General features: G+C 50.0%; 9 protein-coding genes. 3 read left to right on the top strand and 6 right to left on the bottom strand.

Annotated elements, in window-relative coordinates; translation table 11 throughout:
• Nucleotides 1-5: 5 nt before the first annotated feature.
• Together BMW93_RS10500 and BMW93_RS10495 are read left to right on the top strand one after the other, a co-directional pair.
• The gene (locus BMW93_RS10500; protein WP_090375193.1) at nucleotides 6-614 is read left to right on the top strand and encodes a gluconate 2-dehydrogenase subunit 3 family protein; all 609 of its coding nucleotides are present in this window, start codon (nucleotides 6-8) and stop codon (nucleotides 612-614) included.
• Nucleotides 615-627: 13 nt separating this feature from the next.
• Nucleotides 628-2,343, top strand: coding sequence for a GMC oxidoreductase (locus BMW93_RS10495; RefSeq protein WP_090375192.1), 1,716 nt, complete (start codon nucleotides 628-630; stop codon nucleotides 2,341-2,343).
• 13 nt (nucleotides 2,344-2,356) lie between these two features.
• Here BMW93_RS10495 and BMW93_RS10490 read toward each other — a convergent pair whose 3' ends face one another.
• Both BMW93_RS10490 and BMW93_RS10485 read right to left on the bottom strand, forming a co-directional pair.
• On the bottom strand, nucleotides 2,357-3,499 hold the full coding sequence (locus BMW93_RS10490) for a glycosyltransferase family 1 protein (RefSeq protein ID WP_090375191.1): 1,143 nt from the start codon (nucleotides 3,497-3,499) through the stop codon (nucleotides 2,357-2,359).
• Between the two features lie 96 nt (nucleotides 3,500-3,595).
• Nucleotides 3,596-4,930 (bottom strand): alginate export family protein, encoded by a 1,335-nt coding sequence (locus BMW93_RS10485; RefSeq protein WP_229240336.1) that lies wholly within the window; start codon nucleotides 4,928-4,930, stop codon nucleotides 3,596-3,598.
• A 227-nt stretch (nucleotides 4,931-5,157) separates the two neighbouring features.
• Between BMW93_RS10485 and BMW93_RS10480 the strand changes: the two genes are divergently transcribed.
• Nucleotides 5,158-7,593, top strand: a complete 2,436-nt coding sequence (locus BMW93_RS10480) for an ABC transporter permease (protein ID WP_090375190.1) — start codon at nucleotides 5,158-5,160, stop codon at nucleotides 7,591-7,593.
• Nucleotides 7,594-7,596: 3 nt separating this feature from the next.
• Here BMW93_RS10480 and BMW93_RS10475 read toward each other — a convergent pair whose 3' ends face one another.
• The 4 genes from BMW93_RS10475 to BMW93_RS10460 all read right to left on the bottom strand — a co-directional run bounded on the left by BMW93_RS10475 (nucleotide 7,597) and on the right by BMW93_RS10460 (nucleotide 14,579).
• Nucleotides 7,597-9,762: a glycosyltransferase family 39 protein gene (locus BMW93_RS10475; protein WP_090375189.1), complete on the bottom strand. Its 2,166-nt coding sequence runs from the start codon at nucleotides 9,760-9,762 to the stop codon at nucleotides 7,597-7,599.
• 153 nt (nucleotides 9,763-9,915) lie between these two features.
• Entirely contained in the window at nucleotides 9,916-10,863 is a 948-nt protein-coding gene (locus BMW93_RS10470; RefSeq protein WP_090375188.1) for a D-2-hydroxyacid dehydrogenase, read from the bottom strand.
• 10 nt (nucleotides 10,864-10,873) lie between these two features.
• Complete coding sequence (locus tag BMW93_RS10465; protein ID WP_090375187.1) at nucleotides 10,874-12,028, bottom strand: ATP-binding protein; 1,155 nt, start codon at nucleotides 12,026-12,028, stop codon at nucleotides 10,874-10,876.
• Between the two features lie 169 nt (nucleotides 12,029-12,197).
• A complete protein-coding gene (locus tag BMW93_RS10460; protein ID WP_090375186.1) occupies nucleotides 12,198-14,579 on the bottom strand; it encodes a M1 family metallopeptidase in 2,382 nt (793 codons plus the stop codon).
• Nucleotides 14,580-14,599: the final 20 nt, after the last annotated feature.

Raw genomic sequence — 14,599 nt, 5'->3', positions numbered from 1 at the left:
GATCCATGAACAGAAGAACCGCCATTACCCACGTCGCAACCCTGCTCGGAGGGGCGTTTTCAGTACCGACTTTGATGGCCATGAAGCAGTATGAAGACCGCTTGCCATCGGAGAGGTCTCTGGCGGAGTTTACTTTGACCGAAAACCAAAAACGGATCGTCGCGGAAGTCGCGGAAATGATCATTCCGAAGACGGCGACACCGGGCGCGAAAGATGTGGGCGTACCTGCATTCATTGTAATGATGTTGCAGGATTGTTACAAAACGCCTGAGCATAAGAGTTTTGTGGAAGGACTGAATAGCCTAGAAAAGAAGCAATTTCTAAGCTTGAATGCTGAACAAAGAAATGCATTGCTGACGCAGGTCGAAACCGATTCGGTTGAGGAAATGAAGGCTTATCAGGTGCAGCAAACAAAAATGGGCGACAACGAGGACCGGGAACAAATGGCAGCCCAGGCAAAGGGATTGCCGTTCTGGCGATTGATCAAAGAACTCACGATGCTGGGTTACTTTACCTCCGAGCAGGGGATTAAATCGTCGTTTGAATACGTGCCGATTCCCGGAAAGCTGGAAATGATCCAGATGAAGCCTGATCAGAAATCTTTCGCATACTAGTCGCAACTCCACCATGAACTTGAATTTGAAATCAGATAAGGCACATACATTCGACGCGATCGTGGTCGGCTCGGGGATGACGGGCGGTATGGCTGCAAAAGAATTGACCGAAAGAGGCTTGCAGGTGCTTATGATCGAGCGCGGACGGGAAGTGAAGCACATCGAAGACTACGACACGGCTATGAAAGGCCCTTGGGAGTTCGAGCACAGAGGAAGGGTTTCGATCCATTCGGTCGAGGAATATTGGGCCAACAACCGCTTCGGAACGCTTGCGAATGAGGAAACCGGCCCGTTCTTCACCGATGATAAAAAGAACCCGTACATAGAAAAACGCCCTTTCGACTGGATCAGGGCATATCATACAGGTGGGAAGTCGATGCATTGGGGCAGGCAGTCGTACCGGATGAACAAGAAGGATTTTGAAGCGAACGCCAAAGAAGGCATCGCAATAGACTGGCCGATCCGGTATGAAGACCTCGAACCCTGGTACACGCATGTGGAGAAGTTTGTCGGCATCAGCGGACAGGCGGAAGGTTGGGAAGTGTTGCCGGACGGCCACTACCTGCCGGCAATGCCAATGAGCGCTCCTGAGCGGTATTTCAGGGAGACGATGATGAAGAAGTTGAACCGGCCCGTTACGATCGGGCGCGTGGCTAATCTCACCAAGCCGCAGCCCTGGCATACGGATCTTGGACGGGCGTCGTGCCAGTATCGCAGCAAATGTGCCCGTGGATGCCCGTATGGTGGTTATTACAGCTCATTGTCGGGTTCGATACCGGCAGCGCGGAAGACCAACAAACTCACGGTGCTGCACGATACCATTGCCAGCGAGGTCATTTACGACGAAAAAACGCAGAAGGCCAAAGGTGTTCGGGTAATCAACCAGCATACGATGGCCGTGGAGGAGTTTTTTGCCAAGATTGTATTTCTGAATGCCGGTTCGATGAATACAGCGGCACTTTTACTCAACTCGAAATCCAGCCGCTTTCCCACGGGGTTTGGCAACGATAGCGATCAGGTAGGCAGGAATATCATGGACCATCACCTGGGCGTTGGTGCGAATGCGACGGTCGAGGGTTTTGAAAACGACTACATTTTTGGTCAAAGGCCAAATGCATTGTACATACCGCGTTTCAGAAACTGGGGAACCGACAAAAAGGACTTTTTACGCGGGTACGGGTATCAGGGCGGCGCAAGCAAGTCGGATTGGAAACGGGGGATCACAATAAACGGGTTTGGCGCCGGTTTCAAGGAGGATATGTCGCATCCCGGCACTTGGACGATGGGTTTCGGCGGCTTTGGAGAAATCCTGCCTGATCCATCGAACCGGATGTTCCTCGACAAAGACAAGAAAGACAAATGGGGCATTCCGATGATCGTTTTCGACGCCGCTTTCGGTGAAAATGAACTGGCTATGCGAAAAGATATGATGGCTTCGGCGGTGGAAATGCTGGAAGTTGCCGGTTTTAAGAACGTTACCGGTTTCAATCGGCAGGATACACACCCGGGCCTCGGCATTCACGACATGGGCACGGCGCGCATGGGAAAAGACCCGAAAAATTCTGTTCTGAACAAATTCAATCAGGTGCATGCCTGCAAAAATGTGTTCGTAACCGACGGAGCAGCCATGGTTTCTTCGTCCTGTGTAAACCCGTCCATTACTTACATGGCCATGACAGCGCGGGCTGCCGACCATGCGGTGGCGGAATTAAAGAGGCAAAATTTGTAAGCCGGAAGCGCAGTTAGTTGTTGCTAAGGCATTTTTCATACAATTCGATGGTCTCAATCGCAGCTTTCGTCGACGAAAACTTCGCGAGTTGCTCCTTGCCTTTTTCAATGTAGGCAATGCGTTTGGATTCGTCCGCATAGAAGCCAACGATTGCTTCTGCGATACTTTCCGGGTTGTAGGGATCGAAATATATGCCTGCATCGCCGGCGACTTCCGGCAGGGATGCGGTATTGGAGCAAAGGACTGGGACATTATAATAAAAAGCTTCCAGAATCGGGATGCCGAATCCTTCCCAAAGTGAAGGATAGATAAAGGCGTCGGCATTGCTAAACAGCGACACAAGCGCTTCGTCCTTCACATATCCCGTAAATACAACCCGCTCTCCATGTTCGTTTATCTTTTCAACGACGGCTGCATCGTCTTTGTCCAGGTAATCCGTTCTGCCGGTAAGTACCAATTGCACATGGCCTGGTAGTTTTTTTAAAGCAATATCAAATGCCTTCAACAAGTTTTTGATATTCTTATGCTTGCGGGTGGTACCGATAAAGAAAATGTAATTCTTAAAATTGAACTCGTCTGAAAGCGCTTTCGGGGAGCCATTTTCTGCTATCGAGTGCTCCCAGCCCTCGTAAATGACGTGAATTTTATCCCGGAATTCCTTGCCGTAGCTGTCCAGGAGGTCCTGTTTGGTTGCATTGGACACTGCTATTACAGCGGAGGATTTAATTAATGAGTTTTTTAAAACACGGTTCAAATAAGCTACGGCCAGGTTGAATGTCCACCAGCGAGTATCCAGATACTTTCTGAAAATCAGATCGTGAACGGTCGCAACTCCGCCTTTTAAGTATAAGGGATATTGATTTGAAGTGCTGTGAAAAAGGTCAAATGTATTTTGGTTTTTTCTTAAAAACCAAAACATTCCCCAGTCACGTTTCGGGCCTATCGGGGCAATGTCGGTTTCGATGATTTTGAAGTTTCCTTCATTCAAAACTTTCCAGAATTCCTCCCGTTTTACGCCTTTACTAATCAATACTGAAAAATCGTATTTGTCGAATGCTTCCTTTGGAATGTGGGCAAGTAGGTTAATTATGTATCGCGATAGTCCGTCAATCTTCTCCACAACCGTTGTCGCATCAATCAGTATTCTCTTTTTCATATTGTTTTCTAGTGTGACGTTTTTAAGCGTGCCCGGTCGATCTATTTCCTGCAAAGAAAGCACATATCCCGGAAATTAGCTGCAATACAAGGGAATTTAGGGCCACTTTCGGGCAAGCAAACGCGGCGTGTAAGACACCATCAGATAGCTCCACACCGGTACCTGTCCCGAATCGGGTACCTTGCCTAACAGCTCCATTCGTTTATCCGCAATGGTGAAGGAAAGCCCGTAAATGATTTCGATGCCTTTGATTGGCTTGTAGTTCAAAGAGAGGTCACTCTCGAAGCCCAGGTAAGTGCCGTCGATCTCCATGCCTTCGGTGAGTAGGGGATATTGTGAGTAGAACAGGTGGGCGTCGCCCCGTAGTGAAAGCTTTTTGCCTGCCTGATAAATGACAAAGAGGTACGGGTTGATCAGCCCTTTTTCATTCACATCGGCCGGAAACTTTGTAAAGAGATTCATATTGCCCATGAACTTCCACGCGACACCGTAAAGCGGTACAAATGATGCAGATATTTCTTTTGGGGTCGTGCTTTTGTTGCCGCTCAGGATTTCTGCCCCTAGCCTGAATACCGTTTTACCAGTGTTGGCGCTGATTTCAGGCTGGATGTAATAGGCACGCACCTTCCTCGCTGCCGCATTTTGGCCGTATTGATAATATGCATTCACCGTCGCATAAAACCAGTTGCGGGTGTATTCCAGCCGTCCGCCGTTCGTAATCCGCTGGTAATATCGCCTGTCGCCATTTACCCTGCGGAACACATCCACGGCATTGATGGTCGTGAGGGTTACCTGATTGGCGAATTGATGTTTGAGATGGTGTACCAACAGGTATTTGTAGGTATGCGAAGCGACAGGCGAATAGGCTGGCTCGAAATGCTTCGCATACGGCCGGGTGAACGCGATAGTAAGATCTGTCTCCCATTTTCGCTTGTAAAGAAACCGTATTCCTTCATGCGCGCGGCTTTGCTGTCCCCAGGGCGCGGCCGAGAATATCCTCCCGTTGTCGAGGGATAGTGCCTGCCTTCCCGCCCTTATGGAGAAATGTCTGGTGATCACAGGTTCGGCGTAAAGCTCGAAAAAATTGAGACTACCTATCGAGGAAAAGTGCTTTGAGTCCCCCCAAACGTGAATTTCCTGCGGGGATGCGTGGAGGCGCAGACGATCGGTCTTGTAGGTAATGCTGAGCCTGTTCCGCTGCGTCACGTATAAGTCGGGCATGACGGTGTCAGCAGGCGTCCACATAAAATGATCCCGGTATTCGGCCCGCGGCCTGACTTCGAAATCGATCGTCAATTCCCGGCGTGTGCTATCGATCGACTGCGCCTTCAAATCCTTGGAGAGGAATGCAGGGATGGCCAATGCAGCGAGAAAGGGCACGACTGATTTTGTAAGGCTAAGCCCGGACACCGAGATAAATAATTTTAGCAAATATTGAAATATGGGGTTTCGCTGTGCAAACAACTGAAAATTAAGCGATATTATCTATATAGTTTAAATAGATTATTCGGCTGATTTAAAGGGGCCTCGTCCGCTTACGTTATAACCCTGTCCGTAAATGGACAGGCGATGAGCCTTTGAATGTGTGAAATAGCTATTTTAACAAATCCTGGCCTGCTTCCGGAGTCTGGCCAGGTATTTTTATTACACATTCAACCATGTATCAGAAATATATCAAAATTGCCTACCGGAACCTCACGCAAAGTAAGGTCTATTCGGCTATCACCATTTTCGGCCTTGCTCTGGGCCTGGCGGTTAGTTTGCTCAGCATTCTTTATGTAGCGGACGAGCTGCGCTACGACCGGTTCAATCGGAAAGCCGACCGGATTTACCGGGTCAACGGCTCCATTACCTATTCACTGAAAGAATCTAAAACAGCCGTTGCGCCTACTCCGATGGCGGAAACGCTGAAACGGGACTTTCCGGAAGTGGAAGATGCGGCACGTTTGGGAAAGTATGGAAGCCATTTGGTCAAAGGTGATAAAGGTGCGATCCGCGAGCGACGCGTGCTATACGCGGACTCGACTGTTTTCAATGTGTTTACGCTGCCGCTTATCCACGGTAACCCGAAAAAAGCATTGGCCGAGCCCAATTCGGTTGTTATCACAGAAAGGATAGCGCGGAAGTACTTTGGCACTTCGAATGCCTTGAACCGGACGCTTACCTTCGACACCGGACAAATCAGACGCATAACGGCCGTTATCGCCGATATTCCCGCTCAGTCGCATTTCCAGGCCGATTTTCTGCTACCCTTGCACGAAACCGAAGAGGCGAAGGTCAACAAATGGGGTAACCACGTTTTTAATACCTACCTGTTGCTCCGGCCCGGAACCGATCCGAAATCGGTGGAGGCGAAATTCGAGCAGATTCTTCAAACCTACATGGACCCGGCATTGCGGCGGTTTTTTCAGACAACCCTGGCTGAAACCCGGAAAGCAGGCAACAATTTCAGCTATTCGCTTATGCCGTTGGTGGACATCCATTTGCATTCCGACAGGGCGGGAGAGTTGTTACCGAACAACAGTATCGAGTACATCTACCTTTTCCTGGGCATTGCCTTCTTCATCCTGCTGATCGCCGTTTTCAATTTTATCAATTTGTCGACGGCCCGGTCGGCCAAAAGGGCCAGGGAGGTCGGGGTTCGCAAAGTAATGGGTTCCAACCGGACCGATCTCATCGGTCAATTCCTGGCCGAGTCCCTGCTGTTTACTTTTCTGGCACTGCTGGCCGGTGTCGGATTGGTGTACCTGCTCTTGCCCGATTTTAATATGCTGTCCGGTAAATCCTTGTCCATCAACGAAGTGGTAAACAGGCATTCCATTGGTTTCCTGATTTTGGGAACGGTGCTGGTAGGCGTGTTGGCGGGACTTTATCCGGCTTTTTATTTATCGTCTTTCCAGCCTGTGGAAGTATTGAAAAGTAAATTCTGGATGGTTCCCGGCCGCTACAACCTGCGTGGTTTTTTAGTAGTATTCCAATTTGCGCTCTCGGTATTGCTCATTATCGGCACGCTGCTCATTCATAGACAGTTGCATTATATTCAAACCAAAAAAATAGGGTTTACCAAAGAGCAGGTAGTAGTGGTGAAAACCAATGAAACCCCGGCCTCGGACATCCTGGCCTTCAAGCAGGAAGTAATGCGCAATGCAGCGGTAAAAATGGGCACGGTAAGCGGTTTTCTGCCCGTGGCGTCCAACCGCTGGAACGATATGTGGTATCCCGCCGGAACGACGGACCAAAAGCAGTCGGTTAACATGCAGGAATGGAAAGTCGACCCCGATTATATCCCGACGCTCGAATTGAAACTGATGCAAGGCCGAAACTTTGCGCAGGGCCGTGTTGCCGATAGTACCGCCGTCATTATCAACGAAAGCGCCGCCAAACGGCTGGGTTATGCACAGCCGGTTGGAAAAACCATTCACAAATCGGGTGGAGAAGAACTGACGATCATAGGCGTGGTGCAGGATTTTCATTACGAATCACTGCGAAGTATGATCGAGCCTGTCGCTTTGATGATCGACGCGAAGATGCTGGGAAGCAGTGTCGAGAAAATGTCGCTCGAAGCCGTTTCATTCCGGCTGAATGCCTCGGATATTGGCACTACCATTCGTTCAATGCAAGCGACCTGGAAGAAAACGGCGCCGGGAAAACCATTTGAATACGCGTTTTTAAGCGATGAATTCGATGCGCTCTACCGTACCGAGCAGCGTATCGGGCGGCTGTTTACAGGTTTTGCCGTGGTGGCGGTTCTCATTGCGTGCCTGGGCTTGTTCGGGCTAAGCGTATTCGCGGCGGAGCAACGTACCAAGGAAATCGGTGTACGAAAAGTAATGGGCGCGTCGGTAGCGGGTATCACAGCATTGCTCACGAGGGATTTCCTGAAACCCGTTTTGATAGCTATCCTTATTGCGTCCCCGATAGCGTGGTATGGCATGAACCGGTGGTTGCAGGAGTTTGCCTATAAGGTCGATATCGAATGGTGGGTCTTTGTACTGTCGGGGCTTCTGGCCATTGCGATTGCGCTGGCGACGGTTGGCTTCCAGAGCATCAAAGCCGCATTGGCGAATCCGGTGAAGAGTTTGCGGAGCGAGTAACGCTCAAAAAAGATACTTCTCGCAGCTGGACTTTCTGAGTTCCACCAAATGCAACAGTTCGCTGGAATAGACGTGGGCGATGTTTTCTTTGGGAATGAGCGATTCGATCAGCGTCGGGTCGTCTGTCAGGATGTAGTCGTAACAGAACTTCCTTTTCGCGTTTTTCAGCGGGGCCAGTTCTTTCATGTAGCGGATGTAATCCATTTGGCCGGGGCGTTGTACCTTGTTATCAGTCGCACTCCAGAAATAGTAGTAACCTACATTTCTGCGGAACATGACACCTACATTGCGGTCGGCGGGAATGTGCGGGCTGAGTTGTTTAAAGCTGAGGTAATTGTCGGGATTACTCAGGAAATAGGCCCTGTCGCGGTTCATGGAGAGGATATTGGAAGTGCGGTCCTGATCATAATATCCCGCTTTTTCCAGCAATGCAAACACCTTCGTCCTTTCGACGTAATCGGGCCAACGTTTCAACGGATGACAGTTATCCTTGCCCGGGAACACGTAATACCCGCTCAGGTATTTCTCATAAACCTTCCCTACTTCGGCGCTGCTTTCGCAAATAGCGATCGGAATATGTCCTAATGCTTTTCGGGTCACAAAATTGATCGAAACAAGCTCCTTACTGGGGTTTCCGTACACGAATGGCAGCGAAGAAAGCAGCAATGGAATGATGAGGAAGACGGCTTTCCAGCGGAATTTCAGCGAGTACACGCAGGCGATCATGACCGCGCCCATCGCGAACAGGGGCATCTGCGTACGCGTGCTCCACAACTGGAATTTCATTAATGTACAAAACAGCAGGAAACCCAGCGCCGAGCAGGCCCAGAACCACTTTACATCCTGTTTTAAAGGCAGGAAAAATAACAGAATACCCATGCCGGCGATCAGCCAGAAATGGATCGTATTCGGGATCATATCTTCGTGAACCGAATATTTGACGGAAAACGGGTCGATACTCAGATCGGCATCGTCGATACTGACGCCGATGGTTTCGTGAAAAGCCCTGATCTTGCTATCCAGCGCCTGATTGAAGCTCGTAATGGGCAGCCCGATGTTCAGCCCCGCGTTTTTGATGACATTGGAAAGCGTATAAACCGGCGAATGCTTTTTGGCCGGTAGTTCTTCGGAAGCGAACGGCGTATTTTGCAGCGGGCTCATCACGTGTCCGAAGAGGGTGTAATTCCTACAAAAGAATGGTGAAAATGTGATGGCCATTAAACCCAGCGCTACCACGAGCACTTTCACAGCGTACGCGAACCGGTATTGCAGGAGAATGCGGACGCCGAAATAGAGCACAAACGGTATGGCGAAGATCAGGATCGTATATTTCGAGAATCCTCCGAATGCCAGCGATTGCATCATGACCACCAGCGCCAGCACCGATTTCTTTTCCAGTAATTCAAAACCGAAATACACGAAGGAAATGAAGAAAAAGCACGCGCAAAGGTCAACCTGCGTGCTGGTACTCTCGAAAAGCACGATCGGGAGCGTCAGGAAGCAGATCGTTGCCAGCAGTTGTCCGTCCTTGCCGAGCCCGAATTTTCGCGCGATCAGGCCGATCCCGCAGATCGAACCGATGAATGCACTGAACTGGATCAGGCCTGCGAACTGATCGGAGCCCGACAGCAGAACGGTATCGAGCACGAGGTATTCCGCAAAAACATTGAGATACAACTGCTGCAAATGCATGGTAGGGAAGTGGTCGAGGTTCCCATTGTAAATCCAGATCAGGATCCGGTTCAAATGGTACATATGCGAATCGAAGTTGTTCGGGGCGGCGTAAAAGGCCAGGAACAGCAATGGCAGCATATAAAGCAGCGCCACGGCGGCAATCAGTATTTGATGGGTCGTTCCAAAACCGGCCAGGCGGAAAGCACCCTTCAATGCATTCAGCCTTTTCAGATCGATTTTCCCCGACTGGTGGAGGTAGTAAACCAGTCCGGACACTCCCAATGCTTCAATAGCCCAGAAAACGAGCGCCGATGTGGTATTGATTGCGTTGAAGAGCGAGGCTGTTTCGTTGTAAATTTTTTTTTTTCCTGCGTTGGCGATCACCGAGAAGATGAACGACCGGCGGAGATTGGTGTAAACGCCCGCTTCGGAAGAACGCAGAAAAAAGATCGCAAAAATACAGGCAAACGAAATCAGGAGTAAACAAATACCCATAAACGAAGTGAAAACGAACTGGAAAATATCAGATTACAGGCTCCGTGTGCAGTCCTGTTTGTGACTTTTAGAGCTGCAAAGGTACGCGATTATTCGGGCCGGAAACAGCATTTGTTAGTGTACGTGCCTGATAAGCGTACTTTTTGTTCCGTCTCAGGAAACCACATTGCTCGGATTGCCCGATTGAAAACCTTCCAGATTGTCGGCCACCATTTGCAGCAGTCGCCGACGCGCCTCGAACGTCGCCCATGCTACATGCGGAGTGATCACGCAGTTCGGCGCTGAAAACAATGGATTGTCAGCTTTTGGTGGTTCTACGGAAAGGACGTCCAGCCCGGCCGCGGCTATGGTGCCATTTTGAAGCGCATTGGCGAGATCCTGTTCATGAATAAGCAGTCCGCGGCCCGTGTTAAGTACAATAGCGCCCGGCTTCATTTTGGAAAGACTTTCCCGGTTGATAATCTCCCGTGTCTCGTCGGTAAGTGGGCAGTGGAGGCTTATGACGTCGCTTCGGCGGAAGATTTCGTCCAGTGAAACCATTTCCACGCCGTCCGTCGGCACCGGGTGTTTCCGGTATGCGATCACATTCATTCCGAATGCCGCGGCAATTTTCGCGACCTGCGAACCGATATCGCCCAGGCCGATCAGTCCCATCGTTTTTCCTGCCAGCTCGGTAAGGGGTGTTTTCCAGTAACAGAAATCGGCGGAAGCTGCCCATTCACCGGCAAATACGCTCTGGCTGTGCGTTTCTACCCGGTTCACGATCGCCAGCAGCAATGCGAAAGTCTGCTGCGCCACGGAGGCCGGGCCGTATGCTTTCACATTGGTCACGGTAATGCCGTGCTTCTTCGCCGCTTCGATGTCGATATTGTTAAAACCCGTGGCCATCACGCCGATATACCGGACTTTCGGCAGTTTCGCCAGCGTTTCCCCCGAAAGCACCACCTTATTAACCAATAATATTTCCGCATTCTTGGCCCGCTCCACAATCTCCTCCTTCGCCGAGCGATCATATATGGTCACATTTCCCAGTTTTTTAATGGGCGCCCAGTCCTGGTCGCCTGGGTTCAGGGTATATCCGTCGAGAATTACGATGTTCATGTATTTGTGTTTAAATGTTTCTCCAACCTTTAACGGTGTACTGTGTGCGCGACTGGTTGGTACTACCGCCGTATATTAATGTCTTTTCGCCAGTGTTATTTTCCGAAATTTCGTTGAAATAGTTAAGCCCTGCGAAATGCTCGGTCATAATGGTTTGCGAGGATTTGATTTCGAAAGTATCGTACAGATTACCTTTTTGGGTTAGCAGATCAACCTCATGGCCGTTGGAATCGCGCCAGAACCAATAGTCGCGATGGAGGTAGCGGTGCTCGTTTTGTTTTTGAATTTCGGCGATGACCATATTTTCGAAAATATTCCCGCGTAACGGGTTCTCCTGGAACGTCGTCGTATTACGGATTCCAAGCAGGTGGCAAAGCAGGCCTGTATCGTAAAAGTATATTTTCGGGGTTTTTACGACGCGCTTGCTGAAATTCCGGTAAAACGGCTGCAATTGAAAGGTAATGTAACTGCTTTCGAGGATCGACAGCCAGGCTTTTGCAGTGGGTTGGGTGATTCCGCATTCATTAGCAATCGAGGAAAGGTTCATTAGTTGCCCTACCCGCGCCGCGCAAAGACTCAGAAATGTGCGAAACTGCCTAAGGTCGCGAATGTTGGCGAGTTCGGTCACGTCGCGTTCCACGTAAGTTTGAATATAGTTGGCGTAAAATGTCGTTGGTTCGATGTTCCTGTCATAAATGGCAGGGTAAAATCCATTCAGACAAACTTCCGGAAAGGTTTCTGCCAGCAGGTCTGCGGATTTCATTTCTGAAAAATCAAAAGGAAGCAATTTAAAAAGTGCCACACGACCGGCCAGGCTTTGGGTAATGTTGTTGAGCAGTCGAAAATTCTGTGAACCGGATAGTATGAATTGTCCCATTTGCCGCGACTCATCCACGAGAGTTTGAATGTATGAAAACAGGGCAGGGACTTGTTGAACCTCGTCAAATATCATCCTCTCAGGATATTCGCGCAAAAAGCCAACTGGGTCGTCGCTAGCAAATGCCCGGTTGTCTGGATTTTCCAGGGATATATGCTGGTAATCTTTAAAGATAGTTTTAAGCATTGTAGTCTTACCCGATTGCCTGGGGCCGGTTACAGCAAGGACAGGGTACTTCCCTGCATGTTGCCTGATTACCGTTTCGATATGGCGTACTACGAATGTCATAAGCTACTTGTTTTCAACTACAAAGATATTCTTATTTTGAAATTACATGAATCAAACTTTGAAATTACATAAGTTCTATTTTGAAATTACATAGACTCTATTTTGAATTTGCATAAAAAAGCCCTTCGAAATCATACTCGGAAGGGCTTTCAATATTATGGATATAACGCTAATTCTTGGGGTCGGTACTGATCCTTCCGGCACCTGCGCCTTGCATTTGCATCGGGTTAGGTGCTTTTTTCAGTTGCTGCTGCTTGAAGATCTGGAACCGGGTTGGTTGCGCGATGCGCGGGAACGAGTTGTTCTCGGTATCGATGTCGGCGATCTGCTGGTACGGGTCGAGCGTCCATTGAACGACCTTCTTTTTCGTCGAGATCACCTTGTTGATCTGTGCATCGTTGAAGCGCCAGATTTCAGCAGGATATACAGCCACGGAATCGGTTCCGTCCTCGAAACCCATTTTTATGATCACCGGCATCGGTACGCCGCCTTTGTTTTTAATGGATAACGTGTAAAAATTGGTATTCTGCTGGATCAGCTGGCGCTCGCTTTCCGATAATGTCGCCAGGTATTGTTCGTATTTCTGCTTGTCGGCTTCAGTTACCTTGAACGGATCATAGCGGTTATAGAAATCAGCCATGGTCGAATCCTGGGCGACTACGGTTTCGCCCTTGGTTTTAGCGTCCTGGATTTTGCTCATGGTCGTCTTTTTACGCGCATCTTCCTTGCGTGCAATTTCTTTTTCGATGGCCGGGTTTTGCGTGTCGACGCTGAACCAGTCCACGGTGACCAGGTCCTGATCAACCGGCTCGGTGCCGTAGAACCAGCCTTTCCAGAACCAGTCGAGGTCTACGCCCGAGGCATCTTCCATCGTGCGGAAGAAATCGGCCGGAGTAGGGCTTTTGAAACGCCAGCGGGTGGCATATTCCTTAAATGCATGGTCGAACAGCTCGCGGCCCATCACGGTTTCACGAAGGATGTTCAGTGCAGTGGCAGGCTTTCCGTACGCATTAGGTCCGAGGCCGATCACGTTCTCGGCCGAAGCCATGATCGGGCTCAGCACCGATTTGTCCGACGACATATATTCCGTGATCTGGTTAGGCTCGCCGCGGCGGGTCGGGAAGTTGTAGTCCCATTCCTTTTCGGCCAGGTATTGGCAGAATGTGTTCAAACCTTCGTCCATCCATGCCCACTGGCGCTCGTCGGAGTTGACGATCATCGGGAAGAAGTTGTGACCCACCTCGTGGATAATCACACCGATCATGCCATATTTCACGGCTTCGGTGTAAGTGCCATCTTCCTCGGGACGACCGCCATTGAAGCTGATCATCGGGTATTCCATCCCGCCGCCCGCTACCGAATGGCAGGAGATCGCCACCGGGTAAGGATATTCAAATGTACGCGCACCGTAAGATTTCAAAGTATGCGCTACCGCACGCGTCGAGTATTGCTCCCATAGCGGGTTACCTTCTTTGGGATACACCGACATACACCAGATCTTGCGGCCGCTTTTGTAAACATCGCTCTGCATAGCGTCCCAGATGAACTTCCGGCTGCTCGCAAATGCAAAGTCCCGTACATTATCAGCTTTGTAAATCCACGTTTTCTTGCCCGGATTCTTGTTTTCGCGCTTTTCTGCCTTTTCTGCTTCGGCCTGCGTTACAATCATCACCGGCGTTTTGGAGGTTTCGGCCTGTTTCAGACGCTGTTTTTGGGTGGCGGTCAATACCTGTGCGTAGTTCTGACATTCGCCGCTGGCTGCTACTACGTGGTCGGAAGGAACGGTGATCGCTACTTTGTATTTACCAAAAATCAATGCGAACTCGCCCTGGCCGAGGAATTGCTTGTGGTTCCAGCCATTCACGTCGTCGTACGGGGCCATGCGTGGAAACCAGTGCGCGATGAAGTAGTTGGCATTGCCGTCTTTCGGGAAATACTCGTAGCCGCTGCGCCCGTAATATTCGGTGATATTGTAATTCCAATCCACGCTGAAAACGAACGCGGTACCGGTTTTCATCACTACGGGGAGGTCGATGCGCATCATCGTTCCGTTGATGGTGAATGGCAATGCCTTGCCGGCCTTGTCCTTTACTGCCGTGATTTTATAACCATACTCGATCTTGGGGTCGAGGGAGGCGCCACGGGCACTGTTAAGGTCCTGCAACTGCGTCGTGCTCATGCCCTTTTCGTTAACCATACCGGTACGTGACCTTGCGGCAATACCGTCATTTTTGAACAGGTTCTGGTCGAGCTGCATCCAGATGTATTTCAGGTCATCCGGCGACTGGTTATAAAATGTAATTGTTTCGGTACCGATAATCCGGCGGTTGTCGTCGTCGAGTTCGGCTTTGATGTCGTAGTCGGCCCGTTGTTGCCAGTATTCCTTGCCTGGTGCTCCGGAAGCGGTTCGGTAGGTGTTGGGCGTCGGCAGGGTAGTGCCCAGCTGTTCAAAACGGTCGTTGGCCTGGTAATTGGGGGAGGTTGGGAGCTGCTGTGCCATGGTGGATAGCGACACGAGCAGCAATAGTAATGGGAGCAGCTTTTTTTTCATGATTGGTTGGTCATAGATAG

The organism is Dyadobacter sp. SG02, assembly GCF_900109045.1.
GTDB lineage: Bacteria > Bacteroidota > Bacteroidia > Cytophagales > Spirosomataceae > Dyadobacter.
This window is presented reverse-complemented; position numbering and strand designations above follow the sequence as displayed.

Coding starts and splice junctions, on each gene's coding strand:
- BMW93_RS10500 (WP_090375193.1), top strand. CDS start 6: ATGAACAGAAGAACCGCCATTACCCACGTCGCAACCCTGCTCGGAGGG.
- BMW93_RS10495 (WP_090375192.1), top strand. CDS start 628: ATGAACTTGAATTTGAAATCAGATAAGGCACATACATTCGACGCGATC.
- BMW93_RS10490 (WP_090375191.1), bottom strand. CDS start 3,499: ATGAAAAAGAGAATACTGATTGATGCGACAACGGTTGTGGAGAAGATT.
- BMW93_RS10480 (WP_090375190.1), top strand. CDS start 5,158: ATGTATCAGAAATATATCAAAATTGCCTACCGGAACCTCACGCAAAGT.
- BMW93_RS10475 (WP_090375189.1), bottom strand. CDS start 9,762: ATGGGTATTTGTTTACTCCTGATTTCGTTTGCCTGTATTTTTGCGATC.
- BMW93_RS10470 (WP_090375188.1), bottom strand. CDS start 10,863: ATGAACATCGTAATTCTCGACGGATATACCCTGAACCCAGGCGACCAG.
- BMW93_RS10465 (WP_090375187.1), bottom strand. CDS start 12,028: ATGACATTCGTAGTACGCCATATCGAAACGGTAATCAGGCAACATGCA.
- BMW93_RS10460 (WP_090375186.1), bottom strand. CDS start 14,579: ATGAAAAAAAAGCTGCTCCCATTACTATTGCTGCTCGTGTCGCTATCC.